We start from the raw sequence: 21,733 nt of genomic DNA on the forward strand, positions 1-21,733 counted from the left end.
CTGTCCGCTCATTTGCCGTCCCGGCCGCCGTGCCGCGCGATGTTATTTTCCAAAAGATATCAAACAACCCCTTGATATGTGCTCCTGCTCACATAGTATGTGGCGTGGGGCGGTTGCCACCACATGATCACGGCTCACCGTTCCGCATTACTCCCACCGGATTCAAGGAGAACCATGTCCAACCCGCGTCGTCACAGACTTGCGCGCACGATCCTGGCATCGGCCACGGGGCTTGCCCTGGCCGTGACCATGTCCGTTCCTTCTCTTGCTGCCCCACCAACCATCGACCCCTCCCCGGGTGGTGAGGCGCCATCCCTGGGCGGCCTCGCACCCAAGGCGTTGAAGAACCTGAAGGTCTCGGGCCCCCTGGCCCAAGCCAAGGGCGACGTTTCGGTCTACGTCCAGTTCGAAGGCGAAGGCGCCTTCGCTGCCACCCAGCCCGAGAGCGCAGCATCTCCGCGCGGCAAGTCCGTGAAGAACCCCAACAAGGTCAAGCAGATCCGCTCGGATATCAAGGCCAAGGGCAAGTCCGCGGCCAAGGCCGCCAAGGCAGATGTCATCTACACGACCACCAACTCGCTTCCCGGTGTGGCCCTCCGCGGAGACGCCGACGCACTGCGCGCACTGGCTTCCCGCCCCGACGTCAAGAAAATCACCGCGATCGTCCCTAAATCCCCTGAAAACAAGGGTTCAGTCCTCGACACCCGTGCCTTGAGCGCTTGGAACACCCTGAGCGAAACCGGCGACGGAATCACCATTGCGGTGCTGGACACCGGCATCGACTACACGCACGCAGGATTCGGTGGCCCAGGAACCGTTGAGGCCTACAAGACCGCGCAGGATTCCAAGGACCTGCCGTCCCAGGACTCGGGACTCTATGACCCGGAGAAGTTCATTGGTGGCTGGGATCTGGTGGGCGACGACTACAACGCCAACCCGACCGACCCGACCTACCAGCCGATTCCCAAGCCGGACTCCAACCCGCTTGATTGCGCCTCGGCCGGGCACGGTACCCACGTTTCGGGCTCCGCCGCCGGATTCGGTGTGAACGAGGATGGCACCACCTTCACCGGTGACTACACCAAGCTCACCGCCGACACCGTCGGTTCCATGCTCATCGGTCCGGGCTCCGCCCCGGAGGCCTCGCTGGTCGGCATCCGCGTCTTTGGCTGCGAGGGTTCATCCTCCGTGGTCGGGCAGGCACTTGACTATGTGCTGGACCCCAACAACGACGGCAACTTCGATGACCGCGCCCAGATTGTGAACATGTCCCTGGGCTCGGACCACTCCCCGGTCGAAGACCCGGAGAACGACATCGTTGATGCCCTGACCAAGCTGGGCATCCTCTCCGTGGTGGCCTCCGGCAACGCCGGGGACGTCACCGACGTCGGCGGTTCACCGGGCAACGCTCGCTCCTCGCTGACCGTGGCCAACTCCGTGGGCTCCAAGGTCACCCTCGATGGCATCAAGGTCAACGCCCCGGCAGAGTCCGAAGGTGTCGCTGCCGGCCAGTACTCGGCCAACTTCAACTACACCGCCGCCGACCCCGCCATTCTCAGCGGGGACGTGGTCATGGCGCCGGCCGATAACGCGTTCGGTTGCGACGCCTTCGACGCCGGTTCGCTGGACGGCAAGTGGGTCTGGCTGCAGTGGAGCGAGAACCTCGAGTTCCCTTGTGGCTCGGGCGCCCGCTTCAATAATGCCGAGGCAGGTGGGGCCGCAGGTGTCATCCTCGACTCCGAGGTCGCAGTCTTCGAGGCCGGCATCGCCGGCAACGCAAACATCCCCGGGGCACAGTTCACCAAGGCTTTCTCCGATAAGTTGCGCTCCGCAGCTGAGGCAGGCACCTTGAACGTCACCCTGGATCCGGCCCTGGTCGGGACGGCCTCGGCCGAGTCGGGACTCGGCGACACGCTGAATTCCTCATCCTCACGCGGTGTTCACGGCTCCGAGGGCATCGTCAAGCCAGACGTCGCAGCACCCGGAACCCTGATCGGTTCGGTTGGCGTGGGCACGGGCAACGGCCCGGCCGTCATGTCCGGTACCTCCATGGCCACCCCGCACACCGCCGGCATCGCCGCCCTGGTGGCAGGCAGTGGCGACTACACGGCCCTGCAGGTCAAGTCGCTGGTGATGAACACCGCCACGGTCGACATCCTGGCGGCCAACGGCAAGGCCTACGGCCCGGCACGTGTCGGCTCCGGACGTGTCATTGCCGATGCGGCCATCAATTCACCCGCCTACGCCTACGCCACCCAGGACCCCTCACTGGTCTCCGTGGTCTTCGGCGTCATCGAGCTCGACAAGAAGAAGTACAAGGACACCAAGTCCATCACCGTGGTCAACCAGTCCGACAAGACTCAGACCTACAACGTGAAGTACCTCCCGTCCACCGAAATCCCCGGGGCGAGCTACTCCCTGGGCACAAAGAAGGTCACGCTCAAGGCCGGTGCCAGCACCAAGGTCAACGTCACCCTCAACATCGACGCGCGCAAATACGCTAAGACCCTCGATCCGACCATGGACCGTGCGCAGCAAGGCCTGCCACGCGCCTGGGCCGCCGATGTCTCGGGCCGTGTGGAACTGACCAGCTCCACCGCTCCGACCCTGCGCGTTCCCGTCCATGCGGCTCCGAAGCTCGTGTCCGACATGGGTGCCAAGAAGATCAAGATCGACAAGGGTGCCACGACCGGCAACGTCGAGCTGAAGGGTGATGACATCCGGGCCGGTTCCGGGGACACCCAGGTTCTCTCGCTGGTATCCGCGTTCCAGTACGGAACCTCGTCGGGTGCCCTGCCTAAGTCCGCCGACCAGATTCCCGGGGCTCGCTCCATGGACCTGAAGCATGTCGGCGCGGCTTCCACCGCACCCACCACAGGAGTTGCCGACGGACTGTTGAACTTCGGCGTCAGCACCTGGGGGAACTGGGCCCACTTGGCCGGTGGAACCGAGGTCAACATCGAAATCGACACCACCGGTGACGGGGTGGCCGACTTCGTGACCTTCAACAGCAACTTCGATGAGTTGGATGCTGATTTGGCGGCAACCTTCGATCTGCGCACCGGGGAACAAGTTGATCTGCAGTTCCTCAACGGAGTGGGCGGAGATATCGATTCCAATACCTTCGACACCAATGTGGCGACCTTCCCGGTCTCATTGGCGGCTCTGGGACTGAAGGATTCCAGCGACCCGATCTCCTACAAGGTCAGCACCTACTCGCAGTACAACACCGATGAGACCGGTGCTAATGTTCCGGTGGATTCGACCGATTGGGTCAAGTTCAACGCTGTCACCCCGGAGCTGTCCTTCGCGGGCGCCGGCACGGTGTTTGCCGATCTGAACAAGAGCACGCTGACGGCCTCTGTTGCTTCGCAGGATACCAAGGTCAAGGCCTTGTTCCTGCACCTGCACAACTCCTCGGGCGACCGCGCCCAGGTAGTGGACGTGAAGCTGCACCAGGGCAAGGGTGGAAAGCACCACGGCTAAAAGCGCACCTAGCTGGCGTTGATTGCCGGTAGCGGCGCGGCCCGGAGGACGACAAGGCACGGTTTGTCTTGTTTAGTCCTTCGGGCCGCGCCATTTCCGTATCCGAGCCAAATAGTGGGGCACGCACGGGCACGCAGCACCTCAACATCGCGTATCTGCCAGGTGTTCTCCTAGCAGCTAACGCCTTGACCTCACAGTTAAGCTGGGACCTATGGACGATTCGTCGCTGGCCCAGGCACTCGAACGCGCGCTACCCTCGGGGTCGGCAGCGGCTTGTCGCGCCGGCTTCGGATCCGAGACCCGGATCTTCGGTTCTTCCGAACCGCAGCCGGTATTCAGCGTGACCAAGATGTTTGTTGCCGCAGGGGTCTTGCGGGCCGTTGATGCCGGGGCCTTGCGGCTTTCCGATTCGTTGGCCTCACGCTCGCCCGGCGCCCCGTCGGGTTGCTCGATCGCACAGGTTCTCACCCATACCGCCGGACTGGGCGACTACAGCACCAACCCGGAGTACCTCACAGCGGTCCGCGAACATCCCTCCGATCCCTGGTCGCTGGACTCGATTGCCGCAGCAAGCCGCCAGGGCGAACCGGGGATCTTCGTGTATTCCAATACCGGGTATTGGTATCTGGGAGCGATGCTCGAGGAAGTCTCCGACATGGGGCTGGGCCAATACCTGCACCGCGAAGTCTTCGAACCGGCAGATATGGGTTCAACCCGCTATCCCGAGCTCGAAACCGCGCTGACCGCCTCGGGATATTCGACCCTGTGGGCCGGACCTGCCGGTGCCGCGTTCTCCACTCCCGAGGACCTGCTGTGTTTCGAGTCGCTGGTCACTGACACCGACCCGCCCTCTCCAGCGGCGGTATCCCCCGCCATGCGCCGTGCCTTCAGTCAATCCGTCCCGGTGGATGCGCCGGCGCCTTGGCGGGACCCTCGCTACGGCGCCGGGGTCATGATCGATACGAAGCTGCGGCTCTGGGGCCACGGAGGTTCAGGTCCCGGCCACCGCAGTGCGGTGTTCACTTCCTGGGACACCGGCGCCGCCGTCGCGGCCATCGTCCCCGAGGAGAGCGGATTCATCCCCGAAGAGGTCCTGGTCCCCTTACTCGGGCACTGGGAGTAGGGCAGGAGAATCAGAACTTCTTTTCCTTGACCTCCAAGACACGCAACGCCGCGTCGTTGATGGTTTCGGCGAATTCCGGGTCGCTTGTCGCTTTACTACGCAGGGCCTCGGCCATGCCAGGTACATCCACCGCGTCGACGCACAGCAGCATGGTGCCGCCGGCCTCGAAAAAGCGTTGCGCACGGGTGCCGCCGGCCCATGGGCCCAGCTGCGCGGCAGCGCACATGTCATCGGAGATGATGATTCCTTCGAATCCCAGGTCATCGCGAAGCATCGAACGCATGATAGTCGAGGAGAACGGGGCAATGTTCTTCGCGTCGATCTTCGAGTAGTAAGCGTTGGAAACCATCACCCAGTCGTTGCCTGCGGCAATGCCCTCGGCGAACGGCTTGAGGTAGGGATCGTTCCGGGTGGTTTTGGTGTCCGTGACGTTCTTGGCGGTGTCGGTGTTCTTCGTGACCCGCCCGAGGCCCGGGAAGTGTTTGATGACCGGGTCCACGCCGGCGGCCAGCATGCCCGCGGAGAAAGCCTGGGTCGCTGCGGAAACTGTTCCTGTGTCGTACCCGAATTCACGTTTCCAGTAGCCGATGGGCCCGTTCGAGGGTGCGAACGCAGCGGAGGGAACGGTATCGGCCACCGGTGCGAGGTTGACGTTGATTCCGGCCTTGGCCAACTCGTTGCCCCAGGTCGTGGCGCGATCACGCAGCGTTGCGGCGTCCCAACTGCCCTGGGTCAAGGCCGTTGGCAGGGTGGAGAACCCGCTTCCTTTCAGGACCTGGACATAACCACCTTCTTGGTCGGTGGCGACAAACGCTTCGACTTCCGTCTCCAGGGCCCCCGAAATGGTGGCCTCAACCCGTTTGACCACCGCTGCCGTCCCCGCGGTCCCGGCGCTGCTTCTGCCCTTGAGGAAGACGTTTCCCAGCTCGTGGGAGGCAATCGTGGATCGGTCGGCCGCGGTGCTGCCGGTCGCCGGTATCCCGACCATCAGGACCTGCCCGATGCGCTCCTCCAGGGTCATGGACGCCAGGGTTTTTTCGGCGGTGCTTGGCTGGGCCGATGGTGTTGGTTGAGTTGCCGGCGTCCGGCTAGGCTTCTGGCTCTGCGTCGCCGATTGCGCGGGGGCAGAGGCTGGTGCGGAGCTGGCCGGCGGTACAGCCGTGGTGTTCGATGCGGCCGGTCCGCTGGTGGTGGCCGAGCTGCTTGGTGCTGCCGGCGGGGGTCCCGAGGTACATCCGGCCAGGATCATGGCGGGAAGCAACAGCAGCGGAAGGACCTTGTAGCGACCTGTCGTTTGTACGTGCGTGGTGTTCATGATGCCCAGCCTCTTTTCTCAACCCCCTTCAAGCGTGCCAGAGAACCGCGCCGCGAGAAGCCATTGGAGCGTGAATGGTCATGTTGCTTTGGCTGCCGTCCATGTCCGGCCGACTTTTCTTGCCGGTGCCGGAACGTGTCGGCGGGCGAGCCTATGCTGGGCACATCACCATTCAAGGAGGTATCTGCCATGTGGCCGGATGGTTTTCAGTATTCCGAGGCTTCCACGGCATCCACATTGATGTGTGCTCCGGGTTTTCCTGCTGCCGAAGAACCGTGGGAGACCGCGGCGGTTCCCGATGTCTGGACTATGCCTTCGCGGGGCATGGAGTGGTGCGATTGCGGGCAGCACCACGAGCTGGACCGTGACATCGTCCTGGGATTCGCCCGGGATCTGGTGGACGATCAGGCATGGATGACCCACGATGAAGTCATCGACACTGCTATGGATCTCTGGAAATATATTTCTGTGTGCAGGTTTTTTCTGCTGGCCATCGGGCGCTCGGCGAGTGTCGTTAACGGCGGGCCGGCCCCGCGCTACGGTTTTGAACGCGGTATGGAAATCGTGGCCTACTTTTCCAAGACCTGGCAAGGATGCCCGGAGGAAATCTGCGACCCGACCACCGACGGCAGGGACTAGGCCTTCACCACCGGAATCTGCGCCCAGTCGGTGGTGAACTTCGGTGAGGAGTACTCCCGTTTCATCGACCACCCAGGTTCCACGGCCAGGCCGCCGGAACCGAGCCCAATCGACTTGTTCCCAAATTTGGCCTTGACCGCACCGAGCACGTCCCCGACGTGGGTCTCGGTGGTTTCCTCGGCAAAGATCCCGAAGGTTTCTTGGCCGGGGGCCGGCTGCAAACCGGAAAGCACCACGCCCCCGCGGACGTATGAGATTCCCTGGACCATGATCTCGCGCATGGCACCGACCGCCAGCCGGGTGAGCAGGATGGGGTCTTGGGTGGGTGCGGGCAATTTGAGCGTCACCGCGGGAAAAGAGGCTTCCCCCGAGGCGAAACGGCTGGTTCCCGCGGTGACGGTGAGCAGCGTGGCCCACAACCCGTCCTCCATGAGTCGGGAGGCTCCGCGCTGGGCGTAGATGGACATCACCTCGACCATGTCCTCGATGGTGGTCACCGGGCTGGAGAAGGACCGTGAGTACATGATCTGTTGTTTGTCCGCGCGTTCCTCGTTGTGGGGAATGCACGGTGTTCCGTTGAGTTCCAGCACCGTGCGCTGCAGGACCACGGAGAACTTCTTGCGGATCTCGGTGACGTCTGCGGACTTCAGATCCGCAATAGTGCTGATGCCCATGCCCGAAAGCCTGGTGCCGGTGCGCGCCCCGACTCCCCATAGGTCGGTGACCGGGACCAGGGATTGAATGTGGTCAATAAGCCCGGCGTCCATCGAATCCATGGAGCACACGCCTTCCAAATGCGCGTTGTGCTTGGCCACGTGGTTGGCGAACTTGGCCAGGGTCTTGGTCGGGGCCACACCCACACATACCGGGACCCCGACGCTGCGAGCCACTGCGGCACGGATGCGTGTGGCCAGCTCGCCCAGCTGGCCGGGGCTGCCCTGGATGCCAATGAAGGACTCGTCGATGGAGTAGACCTCCTGCCAGCTGCCGAAGCGCGAGAGTACCTCCATCACGCGGGCGCTCAGGTCGCCATAGAGTTCGTAGTTACTCGAGCGCACGATCATGCCGTGGCTGTCGACGAATCTTTTGACCTTGAAGAATGGTGCCCCGGTGGTGATCCCCAGATCCTTGGCCTCTTGCGAACGCGCCACCACGCAGCCGTCATTGTTGGAAAGGACGACCACGGGGCGACCCACGAGTTTCGGGTCGAAGACCCGCTCGCAGGAAACGTAGAAGTTGTTCACGTCCACCAGCGCGATTCTCTCGCTCATCGGAGCACCGTGGAGGAACGATCATGCGCTGACGCGCGCGCTAAACGTGGTGCAAGCACCTGGTCACCACTCCCCAGATGGTGGTTTCCTCGGCCACGGCTTCGGCCTGCCCCAGAGGCTGCTCGTCGCTCGAGAGGATCATCGTGCCGTGGCGGGACACCAGCCGGCGGATAACCAGTTCACCGTCGTGGATGGCGATGACCACCGAGCCCTCCCGTGGGGCCAGGGCACGATCGACGATGACTTCGTCGCCGTGACTGATGCCGGACGAAGCCATGGAGTTTCCCGAGACGCGCATCAGGAACGTGGAGGTGCGGTCACGGATGAGCAACCGATTCAGGTCGATGCCGCCGTTGTAGTAGTCGCGGGCCGGGGAAGGGAATCCCATAGCTTCGACGGAGCCCACAGGGCCCTGGGAACCGGCCTCGGGCGGTGGTGGCTGTGGAAGGCCCATCCCAAACATGAACCGCACCTCTCCTAGAACATAGTTTCGACTCCCAGCTTATCAGCGGAAGCGTTCCACGAGAGCACGGCTACTAATTTTTCGGGGTCGTCTCACCGTCGGTCGACTCATGCACGGCCTGGCCATCCAGTGCACCGGTGGTGGCCGTTGCGTTCGTCCTACTAATGGCTGCCCGCACCCACCAAAGCAACAACAATGCGCCAATCAACGCGGTCCAGACCCAGGAGAGGATCACAGCATCCAGCCCCCTGCCCAGGTCCTCTAAAGCGGCAACAAAACCGGTAGGAAGCAACTCGGGTACCGCAGCCATGCCGTTGGTGAAGATCATCAGCCAGCCCACCAAGACGGTGATCGCGCCCATCAGCAGCGAGGTGGTGTGCAGGCGCAGCCTACCGATGCCGAACCTCCGTCCCCGCAGCCAGGAGACTGAGCGGTGACCGAGCGTGCGGATCAGCACGGCGATGAGCATGATCGGCAGCACCATGCCCACCCCGTAGAGCCCCAACAGCGTTCCGCCGCGCACCGGGGAGGCGGAGGTCAGCGCCAGGGTGAGGATCGCACCCAGCACCGGGCCGGTGCAGAAGCCAGCCACTCCCGAGACTGCGCCCAGGGCGAAGGTGGCCGCCAGCGAACCGGAATTCCGGTGCGCCCGGCCGGGTATGAGCCGGGAAAAGTCCATCCCGCCACCCAGTGCCGTGAATAGGCCCAGCGCGATCAGGACCCAGCCGGCAACGCCGAGCAGCAGCCCGCGGTCCAGGGTGAAGCTGCCACCCAGCCAGCCCAACCCGAGGCCGAGCGGTACCAAAGTGGCCAGCAGGCCGACCAGAAAGACGGACCCCAGGCTCAGCAGCTTGGCGCGCGAGGTGGCAATGTTGGCGAAAAACGCCGGGAGCAACAGGGCGTTGCAGGGGCTGAGCACCCCGAGCATGCCACCGATCAACGCGTAAGCGAATCCTAGTTCCACGGTGACCTAGCGGCCCAGTTCCTTGTCGATGACCTGCACAAACGCCTCCAGCGGCTGGGCCCCGACAATCGGGCGGCCGTTGATGACGAAGGTCGGGGTTCCGGTGACACCCAGCGCGTTGGCCTCGTCGTGGTTCTGCTGGACCAGGGACACCGTATCGGTGTGCTTCGCATCCTCGATGAACTGTTTGGCGTCGACGTCGATGTGTTCGGCCAGGTCCTTGAGGCCCGCCTCGGAGTAGTCGGCGTCCTTCGCGGTGGCACCCTTGGCGAAGATCGCGTCGTGGAATTCTTGGTATTTGCCTTGTTTCCCGGCAGCGACGGCAAGTTCCGCGCTCTGGCGGGAGTTTTCGCCGAAGAACATGATGTCTCGGTATTCAATGCGCAGTTGGCCTGACTCCACGTACGACGTCAACAGGCTCGGCAGGGCTTCGTTGGCCCACTTCGCGCAATAGCCGCACTGGTAGTCGGAGTAGGTGACCATGACCACCGGCGCATCGAGAGCCCCGACCGCCGTGGGATCGTTTGCGTCATGTCGCTCGACCTCGATGCGCTGCGCGGTTTCCGACTGCGTTGCGGCACTCGGCTCTTGGCTTTCCTGCGTCACCGCCGGCCCGAGCCCGCCCGGTGCTGCGATTTGCATGCCGATGACAATTCCTAGCCCCAGGGCCACGGGGATCGGAAGGATCCAAAACCAGGGGAAACGTGGCTTGGCGGGTGCGGCGGGGGTTTCGGGCATGGATTGGGACACAGGTTCCTTCAGACGTGGTGACATCCCCCTGTGCAACCGGCCAAGCCGGTCACCGAAGATGACCTTGGGACGTTCCCACCTAAAACGTACCTAAGGGCTCTCCGCAAGGCGAATTCTGGTCCTCGACGTGTCCGCCGGCCGTTATCGGGTCTTGGGTCAGGTCAGTGCGCTGGGCGCATACGACCTTCGGGACATCATTTGTTCGCGCGTTCGGCGAAGATCTCCGCGTGGATGTGGTCCATATGCCGGGTGGCGTCATTCCCTCCGCGCGAGGATTCTAGGTGCTTGCCATCCGCGCGAGGATTCTAGGTGCTTGCCCCAACCACCGGTTGAATACTTCCCCCATTGGCCGTCCTGGGCAAGCCACAGCTTGTCCCGCCAGATCAGATAGCTGATTCCCAGCCGTTTGTGGTTTTCCACCAGGTATTGAGCAATCCGATCTCCTGCCTCGATGCCAGCATCCGAGGCGTAATCCTTGATCATGAAGTCGGCGGCCAGCCCCGAGCTGTGTCCGATGGAGCCGGCGCGCGATCCACCGACGCTGCTGATGCCCGCCCCGAAGTGCTCCTGCACATCGCCGATCATGGAGCGGGTTGTGGGCTGCAGCGGCTTCGGTTCACGGTATTCGACGCTGGTCAGCAGCGGGTTCTTGATCCAGCCGGTTCCCTTCGGGGTCTTGACTTGCGACCAGCCCGCGGAGGACTTCAGGTACGTCAATTTCTGGTTCGCGGGGATGACACCCAGGGTGCTGAAGGACGTTGATGCTCCGGTACGTACGTTGGCGGCGTGCGCGGTCCAGCGGTTCGAGGTGGAATTATTTCCGGGCTCGCTGGTGGCCAGCGACGAACTGGGGATCCAGCCGGTGCCTGTCGGCGTTTGGACATAGGCCCACTTGCCGGAGTTCTTGATTACGTGGACCTTGGTTCCTCCGGTTTGCACCGCGAGCCGTTTGGAAGACAGCGAGGCCTTGGCGTAGATCGGTTGGGTGCCGTCGACCCAGCGGCTCGCGTCGTTCTCCTGCCGAGGCGCTGGCGCTTCGCTTGCCGCGGCCTCGAGGTAGACCGAGCTGACCCAGCCGGTGCGTGAACCGGCCTTCACTTCCCACCACACCCCGGAGGTCTTCCCCGTCCGGGTGACTGCGGTGCCTTTGGCAAGGACGGCCAAGGACGCGAAGTGGGCGCCCGGGTCCTTGCGCAGGTTCAGGTTTTCCGTGGTTTGATGACCGGTACCCTTCCGGGGTGCCGGTTCCGGCGCGTTGGTTGTGGCCAGGTAGACCGAGCTCACCCAGCCGGTGCGTGTACCGGCTTTCACTTCCACCACACCCCGGAGGCTTTCGCCGTCCGGGTCACGGCCGTCCCCTTGGCCAACACGGCCAACGAATCAAAGTGGGCGCCGGGGTCCTTGCGCAGGTTCAAATTCTTTGTGGTCTGGATGACCGCGGTTTTTGGTGCTGCGGGGACTGTGGGGATGCGGGGCAGTTGCATGCCGCGGGGCTTGAGCGTATCCACGGTGACCGGTGCGGGCGCCGCAGTGACGGCGGCCGGCAGCACCGCCACGGCCATCGATGCACTGAACGTCGCCGCGGCGATCCGTAGGGAGAGACGTTGGGGCTGGTTCATGCGGTAACTTCTTCAACCACGGAATTGGCCGTCTTGCAACAACTCCGGCCGGACAAGCACTCGTGTGCCTACACCCTAGGGGCCCGGTGTCGCCGATGTCACGGGCTTGATGCCATCGGCGCCGCTCAAGTCGGGCCCGTTTTCCGGTGTCTGCGCTGGCGCAGGGCCAGTTAGCTCTTCCGAGCCTTACACCGGATGACGCTAGGCGTTCTCCCGCAACACGTTCTTTTGCACCTTGCCGGTGGAGGTCCGGGGCAGGTCCTGCGGGAAGTGGATGGTTCGGGGGACCTTGAACCCCGCCAGGTACTTGCGGGCGTGGGCCTGCAACGCCGCCGCGTCGACCGTCGAGCCGCTGGCCCGGATCACGTAGGCGACAGGAGTTTCGCCCCATTTCTCGTGCGGAACGCCGATGACCGCCACATCCAGCACCTCGGGGTGGCTGGCGAGCGCCTGCTCCACCTCGATGGTGGAGATGTTCTCGCCACCGGAGATGATGATGTCCTTGGCCCGGTCGCGCAACTGGATGTACCCGTCGGCGTGCATGACGCCCAGGTCCCCGGTGTGGAACCAGCCTCCGGCAAACGCGGCGGCGGTGGCTTCGTCGTCCTTGTAATAGCCCATCATCACGTTGTTGCCGCGCAGCACGATCTCCCCCATCGTTTCCCCATCGGCGGGCACGTCGTTCATGTCCATGTCCACGATGCGCGCCGACTCGGCCTGGACCATGCCCACGCCCTGGCGGGCAACCTTTTGGGCCCGATCCTCGGCATTCAAGACGTTCCACTCATCCTGGTATTCGCAGATCGTGTAGGGACCGTAAACCTCGGTGAGGCCGTAGACGTGCACGACCTCGATACCCAGCTTTTGCAGCTTGGCGATGATCGCCGGTGAGGGCGGAGCGCCGGCGGTGGTGATCTTGATGGCCCGATCCAGGGCATGGGCCCGGGGCGAGTCCGCGATGATTGAGCAGACCGTCGGGGCTCCACAGAGGTGGGTGGCGCCGAGGTTATCGATGGCACCCCAGACCGGCTCGTCACGCACCGCGCGCAGGCACAGGTGTGTTCCTCCGGCCGCGGTGACGGCCCACGGTGTGCACCAACCATTGCAGTGGAACATCGGCAAGGTCCACAGGTACCGACTGTGGGCATCGAAGCCCTGATGGAAGGCCTCGCCCATGGAGTTCAGGTAGCTGCCACGGTGCGAGTAGAGCACGCCCTTGGGCTTGCCGGTGGTCCCGGAGGTGTAGTTCAGCGCGATGGCCGCGCGTTCATCGGCAATCGCGTAATCAAGGTCGGCGCCTGTGCCCCCGGCGATGAAGTCGGCGTAGGTTCCATCGACTTCGGCGTCGGGGCGGGAACCGGTGGATTCCGAGTCCTGGATCTCGATCAGGGCTTCGAGCGTTGACACCTGGGCGCGCAGCCCCACGGTGGCCTCCAACAGCTCGGAATCGGCGAACAGCACCTTGGTTTCCGAGTGCTCCATGATGTACATCAGTTCCCGGGCGGACAGTCTGGTATTCAGTGCCACCAGCACGCCGCCGGCCAGCGGAACGGCGTAATGCGCGAACAGCATCTCGGGGATGTTCGGGGCCAGCACCGCCACCCGGTCCCCGGGCTTGATGCGGGCGGCCAGGGCCTTGGCGAATTGTTGCACCTCGGCACCGAATTGCGCATAGCTGTAGGTCCGCGCCCCATGGATGACAGCATCCTTGGAGGGGTATACCTCCACCGAGCGCTGCAGGAAACGCAGCGGCGTCAATTCAGAGTGGTTGGCCAATGGTTGGATTCCCATGTGGTCCTCATTCCGGTGCTCAAGGGGATGTTACTTCTTCCGACTTCCGCAGGCGCCATGTGACGTCGGCGACACTTGCCAAATTCCACACTAAGGCCTGGAACTCGGTATCACAATCAGGAACTGGGTTCCGGTCGTTATGTTGCGGCCAGACACCCCACGTCCGGAACCACGCGCCGTCACCCGCTTGGAATCTTGCTCACCCGGCGAGTAGCAGGTCGCCGATCCGGTACACGAGCCCCTCCCCCGGAGTGCCCGAGAATCACGCATCGAGGCCTAAACCGGGTTCAGTCCCCGGCCGCCGAGATGCGAGAAATGCGTCGATTCCATATTCGGCGTAGGCTCAAGGGGAGGCCGAAAGGTGAACAATGAGCCAATCCGAGTACTTCGAAGAACAGCTGAGCAAGGTGGAGGACGATTCCGTCGCCGAACTCACGGCACTGTGCCGCAAGCTGCAAGACCAACAGCCCGGTTCCCGGGTCCCGCTCATCGATCCGGTCCACGACGTTGATGAGGCCAGGGTTATTTCCCTGCAAATCGCGCCAGGTCCGGGAACCTCATCAGGTTTCCTTTCTTTGCGCAACGATGATCCCACCGCGGCACGGCTTGCTGCAGTCTATGAGGCTGCCGGGCTGGAGCCGCGTTTTGGTATCCCGTGGAATGTGTTTCCGTGGGAACTGCCTGAAGGTGGCACCAAGCTGACCCCGGATCAGGTCAAGGCAGGTATCCGTCCGCTGAAGCAGCTCATGAACATCGCGTACCGCACGTCGGCAATCGTGGCTCATGGGACCGAGGCCAAACGTCTGGTTCAAGCGTGGATCAAGGCCGGCGGTGACCAGGTCATCAACAAACGCGGCATCAAGATCTATGAGGTTCGGTCCACCGCTGACCGAGCATTCCTAGGTTCTGCCGAAAAGCAGCAGGCCTGGTTCGATGAAATGGTCGCGGCTTACACCGATGCCATGGCACGAGCCGGATTGCGTCCAGCCGTTAAGTGAAAATCCTGATTCTCGGTGCCGGGGACCTCGGCACCGAGGCGGGGCTCCGCTTCGTGGCGGCCGGCCACCAGGTCACGGCCTGGCGCAGGCGCACCGAATTACTTCCTGCGACTTTCGCCGCCCAACGGGTCGATCTGGGCGATCCCGCTGCCGACTGGCCGCGTATCGACGCCGAGACCGACACCGTGGTTTTCACTCCCGCTGCGCCCGAGCGTAGCGAATCGGCGTACCGCCGTACCTATCTGCAAGCGGTCCGTCGCCTCGCTCAGACATTGGTACGCGACGGCGTTGCTCCGAGGCGTGTTCTGCTGGTGTCCTCCACCGCCGTGTACGGCGATGCCGGGGGCGGATGGATTTCTGAAGGTGATCCCGTATCTCCGCAAACCCCTACAGCGAAAATTCTGGCCGAGACCGAAACATTGGTCCGCGAAACCCTGAACCACGCCGTGGTGCTGCGCTTGTCGGGCATTTACGGCCCCGGTCGCAACCACCTGGTGAACCAGCTGAAAAACGGAACCGCGCGCAGACCCGAGCGGACCACCTGGACCAACCGGATTCACCGTGACGACGCGGCCGCTGCCATCGTGCACCTCTGTACCATGGACGCTGCTCCCGAGCCGCTCTACCTCGGTGTTGACCACGAACCCGCGGACCTCGCCGAGGTTCAGGGGTTTCTCGCCGAGCAGCTCGGGGTCGCCGCGCCAATGCCGGGCGAAACTGCGGTGAGCCGGGGAGGCGACAGACGGTTGTCCAATGCGCGCCTGCTCTCCACTGGCTTCACGTTCACCTTCCCGAGCTATCGGGAAGGTTATGCCAGCGTGTTGGCCGGCGACGGCGTCCGCCACCCCTGATCCCCCCCCTGCGCTAGCGAGGCGCCGGAGCAACCACCACGGTTAGAGCGGCCGTCGCCGGTTAACGAGGTTCTACTTGGACCAAATGTCGTCGCCACGCAGCGTAGCGTCCGCACCGCCATCAATGTAGATCGTCTGGCCTGTGACGTGTGAGTTTTCCTCGCTGGTCAGCCAGGCCAAGAGACGGGCGATGTCCACCGCTTCGGAGTGGTGGTTCAAGGGCATCGGGACATTGTCATCGGCCAGTTTGCGGCCTTCTTCGGTGGCGAGCATCTCGCGGGTCATATTGGTGATGACGGTTCCGGGGGCCACGGCATTTAGCGGGATGCCGGCACCGGCCCAGGCCGCGGTGATGCATTCGCGGCGCACCCAGCGGGAGATTGCGCGTTTGGATGAGGAGTAATTAAGGTATCCCGCTCGAGGGCCCTGCTCCTCCAGTGCCGCACCTAGGCGCAGCGCCTCCGCCTCGTCGCCCGACAGCATGGCCTCGACCAACGCCTCGGAGTTCGCTTGCAGGGACGCCATGGAGGAAACCACTGCCACGCGCGGAGCCGAGGACTGCGACAATGCCGGCAACAGCCCCTCAAGGAACGCGGTCACCCCGAAGAAGTTGACCGCGAGGGTGAAGGCCTTGGGCGCCGATACCCCGGCAGCCGCGATGATCGCATCGACCCGTCCCCCGGCCGCGGCCAGAGTTTCGGAGATCGCGGCCGCGCGTCCCGCCGCCGTGGAGAGGTCCGCGTTCACTTCGGCGTCGCGCAGATCCACGCCGATCACCTGATGGCCGCGTTCGCGCAGCAATTGGGAGGTTGCTGCACCGATGCCCGATGCGGATCCCGTGACGACGTATGTTCTCATGGAAGCTGGCCTTTCCCGGGGGCCGCGGACGGCCGGGGCGTTTTGCCCCGGGCTCATTCCTGTTGGGCCTGCCCTGTGCTGCCTACGCTACGCCCCAAAGCCCGCACCTGCTGGACGCGTTCACCAACAGCGGGAAGTACACAGAAAGCAAAAACCATTGCTATGTACTGTTTTTACATGGTCCTCGAGTTGCTGGTTAACGTGCGGGACCCCGGTTGATCAGCGCGCGAACTCGGTCCGCACTGATCACCGGGGTCCCGATGGTTCTTCTTATGGGAGCTTAGAAGCCCTTGCGCAGCGGGTTGAAGTGACGGGCCACGGACGGCTTTTCCTTGCCGAGGATGCCTGCGGCGATCATCTTGCCGGACAGCGGACCCAGGGCCACCCCCCACATACCGTGTCCGCCTCCAACGTGTACCCGTGGCGAGCGGGTCACGCCGACCAACGGCATGCCATCGGCGGTGCAGGGGCGACCGCCAACCCATTCTTCCTTGCGGTTTTCCCAGTTGATGCCCGTGTATACCGGGGCGGCAGCAGCCACGATTGCCTCAATACGCTTGGGCTCCAACGGGTGGTTGGCGTCGCGGAACTCCATGGTTCCGGCGATGCGGAAGCGATCCCCGAGCGGGGTGCAGGCAACGCGTTGGGCCGGGAAGTAGATCGGGTGGGTCGGCATGACCTCGGGCTGGACCGTGAAGGAGTACCCTCGGCCTGCCTGCACCGCGACGTTTACGCCAAATTTCTTGGTCAGGTCGTTCAACCAGGCGCCGGTGGCCATAACCACATGATCGGCGGTGATCGAGCGGCCCTCGGAGCCGATGATCGTCACCGATCCACCGTTGTCGCGGATGTCGGTGACGTTGTAGGAACCGATGATGTCGCCGCCGCGGGCGATCACGGATTCGGCCAGCGATTCCATGTACTTCGGCGGATTCAGGAAGCGCTGGTTCTTGATGGCCACGCCGGCTGCCACATCGTCCGACAGGGTCGGTTCGATGGCTCGCAGCTCGTCACCGGTCAGCAGGTCGTATTCGACGGTACCGCCGGTTTTCCGGATCATGTCGAATTCGCGAATGAGTCCCTCACGGTCCTTCAGCGAATTGAAACCGGTCAGGAACGGCTCAGCATTCTTGGTCTTCTCAACCACGCCCGGTCCGGCACTGGTGCCCGCGGCGAGCTCGTCGAACGCGTCGAGCCCGGTGGTGCCAAGCTCGGAGTAGATGCGCATGGCCTCCTGCCACTTCTTGGGAGTGCTGTGCCAGGTGAACCCGATCAGGAAACGAAGCAGTTTCGCGTCGGCCTTCAAGGGGATGTACAGCGGCGAGGCCGGATCCAGCATCATCTTCAGTCCGCTGGAGAAAATGGAAGGCTCGGCGATCGGAAGGGTCAGGGCCGGGGTCAGCCAGCCGGCGTTGCCCCAGGATGCTCCCGAAGCCACGCCACCGCGGTCGACCACAGTGACTTTGACGCCCTCCTGCTGCAGGTACCAGGCGGCGGACAGGCCGACGAATCCGGCGCCGACGATGACTACATGCTCAGGTGTCGTAACGCTGGCCATGGTTCACGCTCCATTCAAGATTTTGCAAACACTTAGTCTCAACCTTGGCGGGAATCGTGCCGGGAATCAACGGCACCTAGCTTTTCGCCGGTGACGCATCACACAGAACCGTGTCGTTTGCATAAAATACGGTTATTTTTTCTTAGATCGCTGTTAATACGGCTACTACTCGGAGAGCCCGTCTTCTGACCCGCCAAGTAGCGTTTAGCTCGCCTTCCTCGCCACAGACACGAGCCCGCTTCTGGCCCCGTCGCCGACAACATCTGTGAAGCTTCGACCATTACGGCCAATGCACCTGCCTCGACGGGAAGCGTGGCGTGGCCATGGAGCAGCTCGATGCAGCACTCGCACGCACCCCACCGAGCCGGCGGAACTACGGATGGAGGACACCAGCCGGCCGCTTCCCCGATACTCAACTCTCCCAAACAGCACCTTGCACCTCTCCACTCCCCCGAGGGTGGTGGGCCGCGGAACTGCTGCAGGACGGCCCGCCCAGCCACCATCGCGCAGTCGCCGATAAAAGATGGTCAAGGCACTTGAATCGGGGGTCGCCCTTGCCCCGGTCGGCCATCGCCTCGGATTCAGCCCTCAGTCGCAGTGCAACGGTTTTAGCACCACTGTGTCGGTGCCCGCCTTTAGACTTGTTACATGCTTTCAGGATCCCCGCTCCTCAATTCCACCACATCGATTCGCGACCTCGTCGGTGCCCTGAGCATGGACCGCGGAGCTACTTATGCGTCGCAGGGACGGGTATTGGACGTCAACTGGGTGCCTGCGATGGGCTTCGTTCGCGCCAGCGTATTGGGCAGCGGCGGCAAAAAATACATCACGGCAGTGCACTCCCAAGTGCGCAACGGTGAACTTATGCCGCAACTGGGAACTTGCACCTGCCCGGTGGGAACAAATTGCAAGCATGCGGCCGCAGCCTTGTTCGCCTACATGTGGGACGAAACGAACTACGAGGACCCCGACCCGCGAGCTCCCTGGGAACGCACCCTGGATTCACTCATCGGCGAGGGCAAACCAGGGACTGGCGACATCGAGGAACGTGCTCTCGGCATCCAGTTCGAACTGCGCCCCAAGACCCTGGCCCGCTACCAAGCTTCGGCACTGCAAAAGATCAAGGCCGGGGCCATCCCCCACACCTCGAAACTTGATCTACAGATTCGTCCGGTACAGCTCAACGAGAAGGGCCGCTGGGTCTCAGGCAACCTGGCGTGGCAGCATTTTCGCTACACCCGGACCGGCGGAATCCCGGTGCTGCCGTTCGACTACGCCTATGACCAGGATCAGGTCGCTTGGTTCTGCACGCTATTGCAGTTGAATGCTTTTGTCGCGTGGAATGGAACCCACCTTTCGACCAGCGATTTCCTCTCGCCCATGATCTGGGAACATTTGGCTCGGGCCGCCGCTTTGGGCATCGAGCTGCGCGGGCAATCGGCGAAGTCTACCGTGACGCTTCACAGCCCCGTCGCGGTGCGCACCGATATCTCTTCCGAAGCAAAGAAACTTCGGGTCCGCCCTTCCCTGGACGTGCTGCCTACGGATTTCGATAGCGACTTCCTCGGGGCCGTTGCGGACCACGGAGTCTTCTGGTGGGATGCCACCGAAGGAATGAAACATGTGAATCTGCATCTGGCACCATCACGGGCCAAGTTGCCAGCATTGGTCACCGGTCTGTTAAACACCGACAAAAAGGTCACCATTCCCGCTAACGGACGGGATGCTTTCGAACAGGAATACCTGCCCAAGCTGGCCAAAGCCTCCGAGCTTTCCTCCATCGATCAGTCGATCGAGGTTCCCACGTCGTTGGAGCCTCACATGGTTCTTCGTATCCAGCACCGCACCGGCGACGAAGGGATGACAGCCAAACAGCTGAAGGCCTCCGCACCGGTGCCGAGTATCGTGCTCCACTGGGGCTTCGCCTACGGCCAACAATTGGTTCCACTGAACCAGGAGCTGGGCCTCACCGAACGCAATCCCAAGGCCGAGCTGGCCCTGCAACGCGAAGTTGCTGCAGCCATCCCCGGTTTCCCCGAGTCCTTCGCCGAGGTCTTCGCCATCCAAGCGCGCAACCGTCCGGCGGGCCTGTGGAATCCTTCGCTCAAAGGTGTGGCCGCGGCGCGATTCGTCACCGATGCGCTGCCCGTCCTCCGACAGCTGGAAAACCTCGAAGTGCTCGTCGAGGGCGAAGAGCCGGAATATGAGGAGCTCACCGCCGACCCGTTGATCACCGTCAAGGCTGAAAACACTGAAACCAGCGACTGGTTCGATCTTGGGGTCGAGGTCGCCATCGACGGCACCAAGATCCCCTTCACCGAGCTTTTCACGGCCCTGGCGCGGGGAGACGAGTACCTGATGCTCCCCGACGGCAAGTACTTTGCCCTCGCCCGACCCGAATTCGAGCAATTGCGCCGACTCATCGAGGAAGCCAAGGCGCTCTCGGATTCCACCATCGACGGAAGCATCCGGATTTCCAAGCACCAGGCATCGTTGTGGGCAGATCTTCAGGAAATTGCCACCAACGTCGAGGCGTCGGAAACTTGGACCCGTTCCATGGAAGGGCTTAACAACATCCTCGAGGTGGCCCAGGCCCCGCTGCCTGCCTCCATCAATGCCACCTTGCGTCCGTACCAGCGCGAGGGTTTCGAATGGCTTTCATTCCTGTACGACAACGGGTTGGGCGGGGTGCTCGCCGATGACATGGGGTTGGGAAAGACGCTGCAGACGCTGGCGCTGATCCAGCATGCCAAGGACAACCACAACAGTGCCGAAGGGAAGATGCCACCGTTCCTGGTGGTGGCGCCCACCTCCGTGGTGTCCAACTGGGAGGCGGAAACCAAGCGCTTCGCCCCGGAACTCCGCAGTATCTACATCACCGAGACCGTACGCCGCGGAGGGGTCACGACCCAGCAGATGGCCGAAGATGTCGACATCATCATCACCTCCTACGGCTTGTTCCGCATCGATCAGGACGAATACGCCGCTACGAAGTTCTCCGGGCTCATCTTGGACGAGGCACAATTCGTGAAGAACCCTGCGACCCAGGCGGCCAAACAGGCCCGGGACTTTCCAGCCCCGTTCAAGCTGGCCATCACCGGCACCCCGATGGAGAACAACCTCTCCGAGCTGTGGTCAATGTTTGCCGTTGCTGCTCCGGGGATCTTCCCCACGCTCAAGCGCTTCGATGAGACGTACCGCAAGCCCATTGAGAAGGAGGGCGACAACGAGGCTTTGAAGCGACTGCGCCGCCGCATCCGCCCCTTGATGCTTCGGCGCACCAAGGAACTGGTCGCCACGGACCTGCCGGAGAAACAGGAACAAGTCCTGGAACTCGAATTGAGTCCCAAGCACCGAGTCATATACCAACGTCACCTGCAGCGCGAACGCCAAAAGGTGCTGGGCATGCTCGAGGATATGGACAAGAACCGCTTCGCGGTCTTTTCTTCCCTCACCAAGCTGCGCCAGCTGTCCTTGGACGCCTCGCTCATCGACGAAGAATACGCCGAGGTTCCCAGCAGCAAGCTCGATGCCCTCCTCGAGCAGCTCGAGGACCTCACCGCAGAGGGCCACAACGCGCTGGTCTTCAGCCAATTCACTTCGTTCCTGTCCAAGGCCAGCGACAGGCTCAAAGCAGCCGGGATCGAGCATGCTTATCTGGACGGCTCGACCACCAAGCGCGCCAACGTCATCGAGTCCTTCACCTCGGGCAAGGTCAAGGTGTTCCTGATTTCGCTGAAGGCCGGCGGATTCGGGCTGAACCTCACCCAGGCGGACTACTGCTTCCTGATGGACCCGTGGTGGAATCCGGCCTCGGAGAACCAGGCCGTCGACCGAGCGCACCGCATCGGGCAGAAGCGCAACGTCATGGTCTACCGGATGATTTCCAAGGACACCATCGAGGAAAAGGTCATGGCGTTGAAGGATAAGAAGGCCAAGCTGTTCACCGCGGTGCTTGATGACGACGCGGCATTCGCCTCCGCGATCAGCGCCGATGACGTGCGAGCGCTCTTTTCCGACTAAGCATCGGCATTTACCGATCCACCA

16 protein-coding genes are annotated in these 21,733 nt (G+C 63.0%); 6 read left to right on the forward strand and 10 right to left on the reverse strand.

Annotated elements, in window-relative coordinates:
- The first annotated feature begins 174 nt into the window (after positions 1–174).
- On the forward strand, positions 175–3,486 hold the full coding sequence (locus ADIAG_RS16585; protein ID WP_007272581.1) for a S8 family peptidase: 3,312 nt from the start codon (positions 175–177) through the stop codon (positions 3,484–3,486).
- Positions 3,487–3,697: 211 nt separating this feature from the next.
- Positions 3,698–4,609: a serine hydrolase domain-containing protein gene (locus ADIAG_RS16590; RefSeq protein WP_007272582.1), complete on the forward strand. Its 912-nt coding sequence runs from the start codon at positions 3,698–3,700 to the stop codon at positions 4,607–4,609.
- A 10-nt stretch (positions 4,610–4,619) separates the two neighbouring features.
- On the opposite strand, the gene ADIAG_RS16595 is transcribed toward ADIAG_RS16590, so the two are convergent.
- Complete coding sequence (locus tag ADIAG_RS16595) at positions 4,620–5,924, reverse strand: glycoside hydrolase family 3 N-terminal domain-containing protein (protein WP_007272583.1); 1,305 nt, start codon at positions 5,922–5,924, stop codon at positions 4,620–4,622.
- 189 nt (positions 5,925–6,113) lie between these two features.
- Between ADIAG_RS16595 and ADIAG_RS16600 the strand changes: the two genes are divergently transcribed.
- A complete protein-coding gene (locus ADIAG_RS16600; RefSeq protein ID WP_007272584.1) occupies positions 6,114–6,563 on the forward strand; it encodes a hypothetical protein in 450 nt (149 codons plus the stop codon).
- Here ADIAG_RS16600 and ADIAG_RS16605 read toward each other — a convergent pair.
- The 7 genes from ADIAG_RS16605 to ADIAG_RS16635 all read right to left on the reverse strand — a co-directional run bounded on the left by ADIAG_RS16605 (position 6,560) and on the right by ADIAG_RS16635 (position 13,421).
- Positions 6,560–7,834: a Y-family DNA polymerase gene (locus tag ADIAG_RS16605; RefSeq protein WP_007272585.1), complete on the reverse strand. Its 1,275-nt coding sequence runs from the start codon at positions 7,832–7,834 to the stop codon at positions 6,560–6,562. The two genes, ADIAG_RS16600 and ADIAG_RS16605, sit on opposite strands and share 4 nt — an antisense overlap.
- Before the next feature lie 40 nt (positions 7,835–7,874).
- Positions 7,875–8,297, reverse strand: coding sequence for a LexA family protein (locus tag ADIAG_RS16610; protein ID WP_007272586.1), 423 nt, complete (start codon positions 8,295–8,297; stop codon positions 7,875–7,877).
- 73 nt (positions 8,298–8,370) lie between these two features.
- Positions 8,371–9,261 (reverse strand): cytochrome c biogenesis CcdA family protein, encoded by an 891-nt coding sequence (locus ADIAG_RS16615; protein WP_007272587.1) that lies wholly within the window; start codon positions 9,259–9,261, stop codon positions 8,371–8,373.
- A 6-nt stretch (positions 9,262–9,267) separates the two neighbouring features.
- Complete coding sequence (locus ADIAG_RS16620) at positions 9,268–10,011, reverse strand: DsbA family protein (protein WP_161623975.1); 744 nt, start codon at positions 10,009–10,011, stop codon at positions 9,268–9,270.
- A gap of 255 nt (positions 10,012–10,266) precedes the next feature.
- Positions 10,267–11,322 carry an SH3 domain-containing protein gene (locus ADIAG_RS16625; protein ID WP_007272589.1) on the reverse strand — a complete coding sequence of 352 codons (1,056 nt, stop codon included), beginning with the start codon at positions 11,320–11,322 and terminating at the stop codon, positions 10,267–10,269.
- The gene (locus ADIAG_RS16630) at positions 11,319–11,630 is read right to left on the reverse strand and encodes an SH3 domain-containing protein (protein ID WP_007272590.1); all 312 of its coding nucleotides are present in this window, start codon (positions 11,628–11,630) and stop codon (positions 11,319–11,321) included. The genes ADIAG_RS16625 and ADIAG_RS16630 overlap by 4 nt, the downstream gene beginning before the upstream one ends.
- A 201-nt stretch (positions 11,631–11,831) precedes the next feature.
- Positions 11,832–13,421, reverse strand: a complete 1,590-nt coding sequence (locus ADIAG_RS16635; RefSeq protein WP_007272591.1) for an AMP-binding protein — start codon at positions 13,419–13,421, stop codon at positions 11,832–11,834.
- A gap of 368 nt (positions 13,422–13,789) precedes the next feature.
- Here ADIAG_RS16635 and ADIAG_RS16640 point away from each other — a divergent pair, with 368 nt between their 5' ends.
- Entirely contained in the window at positions 13,790–14,419 is a 630-nt protein-coding gene (locus tag ADIAG_RS16640) for a uracil-DNA glycosylase family protein (RefSeq protein ID WP_007272592.1), read from the forward strand.
- Positions 14,416–15,270, forward strand: a complete 855-nt coding sequence (locus tag ADIAG_RS16645) for an SDR family oxidoreductase (RefSeq protein ID WP_007272593.1) — start codon at positions 14,416–14,418, stop codon at positions 15,268–15,270. Before ADIAG_RS16640 ends, ADIAG_RS16645 begins: the two co-directional genes overlap by 4 nt.
- A 72-nt stretch (positions 15,271–15,342) precedes the next feature.
- Here the strand turns inward: ADIAG_RS16645 and ADIAG_RS16650 are convergent, their stop codons facing one another.
- Both ADIAG_RS16650 and ADIAG_RS16655 read right to left on the reverse strand, forming a co-directional pair.
- Positions 15,343–16,128 carry an SDR family oxidoreductase gene (locus ADIAG_RS16650; RefSeq protein WP_007272594.1) on the reverse strand — a complete coding sequence of 262 codons (786 nt, stop codon included), beginning with the start codon at positions 16,126–16,128 and terminating at the stop codon, positions 15,343–15,345.
- 280 nt (positions 16,129–16,408) lie between these two features.
- Positions 16,409–17,686 (reverse strand): NAD(P)/FAD-dependent oxidoreductase, encoded by a 1,278-nt coding sequence (locus ADIAG_RS16655; RefSeq protein ID WP_007272595.1) that lies wholly within the window; start codon positions 17,684–17,686, stop codon positions 16,409–16,411.
- Positions 17,687–18,334: 648 nt separating this feature from the next.
- Between ADIAG_RS16655 and ADIAG_RS16660 the strand changes: the two genes are divergently transcribed.
- Complete coding sequence (locus tag ADIAG_RS16660; RefSeq protein WP_007272596.1) at positions 18,335–21,709, forward strand: DEAD/DEAH box helicase; 3,375 nt, start codon at positions 18,335–18,337, stop codon at positions 21,707–21,709.
- The last annotated feature ends 24 nt before the right edge of the window (positions 21,710–21,733 follow it).

This window comes from Paeniglutamicibacter gangotriensis Lz1y, assembly GCF_000348945.1.
GTDB lineage: Bacteria > Actinomycetota > Actinomycetes > Actinomycetales > Micrococcaceae > Paeniglutamicibacter > Paeniglutamicibacter gangotriensis.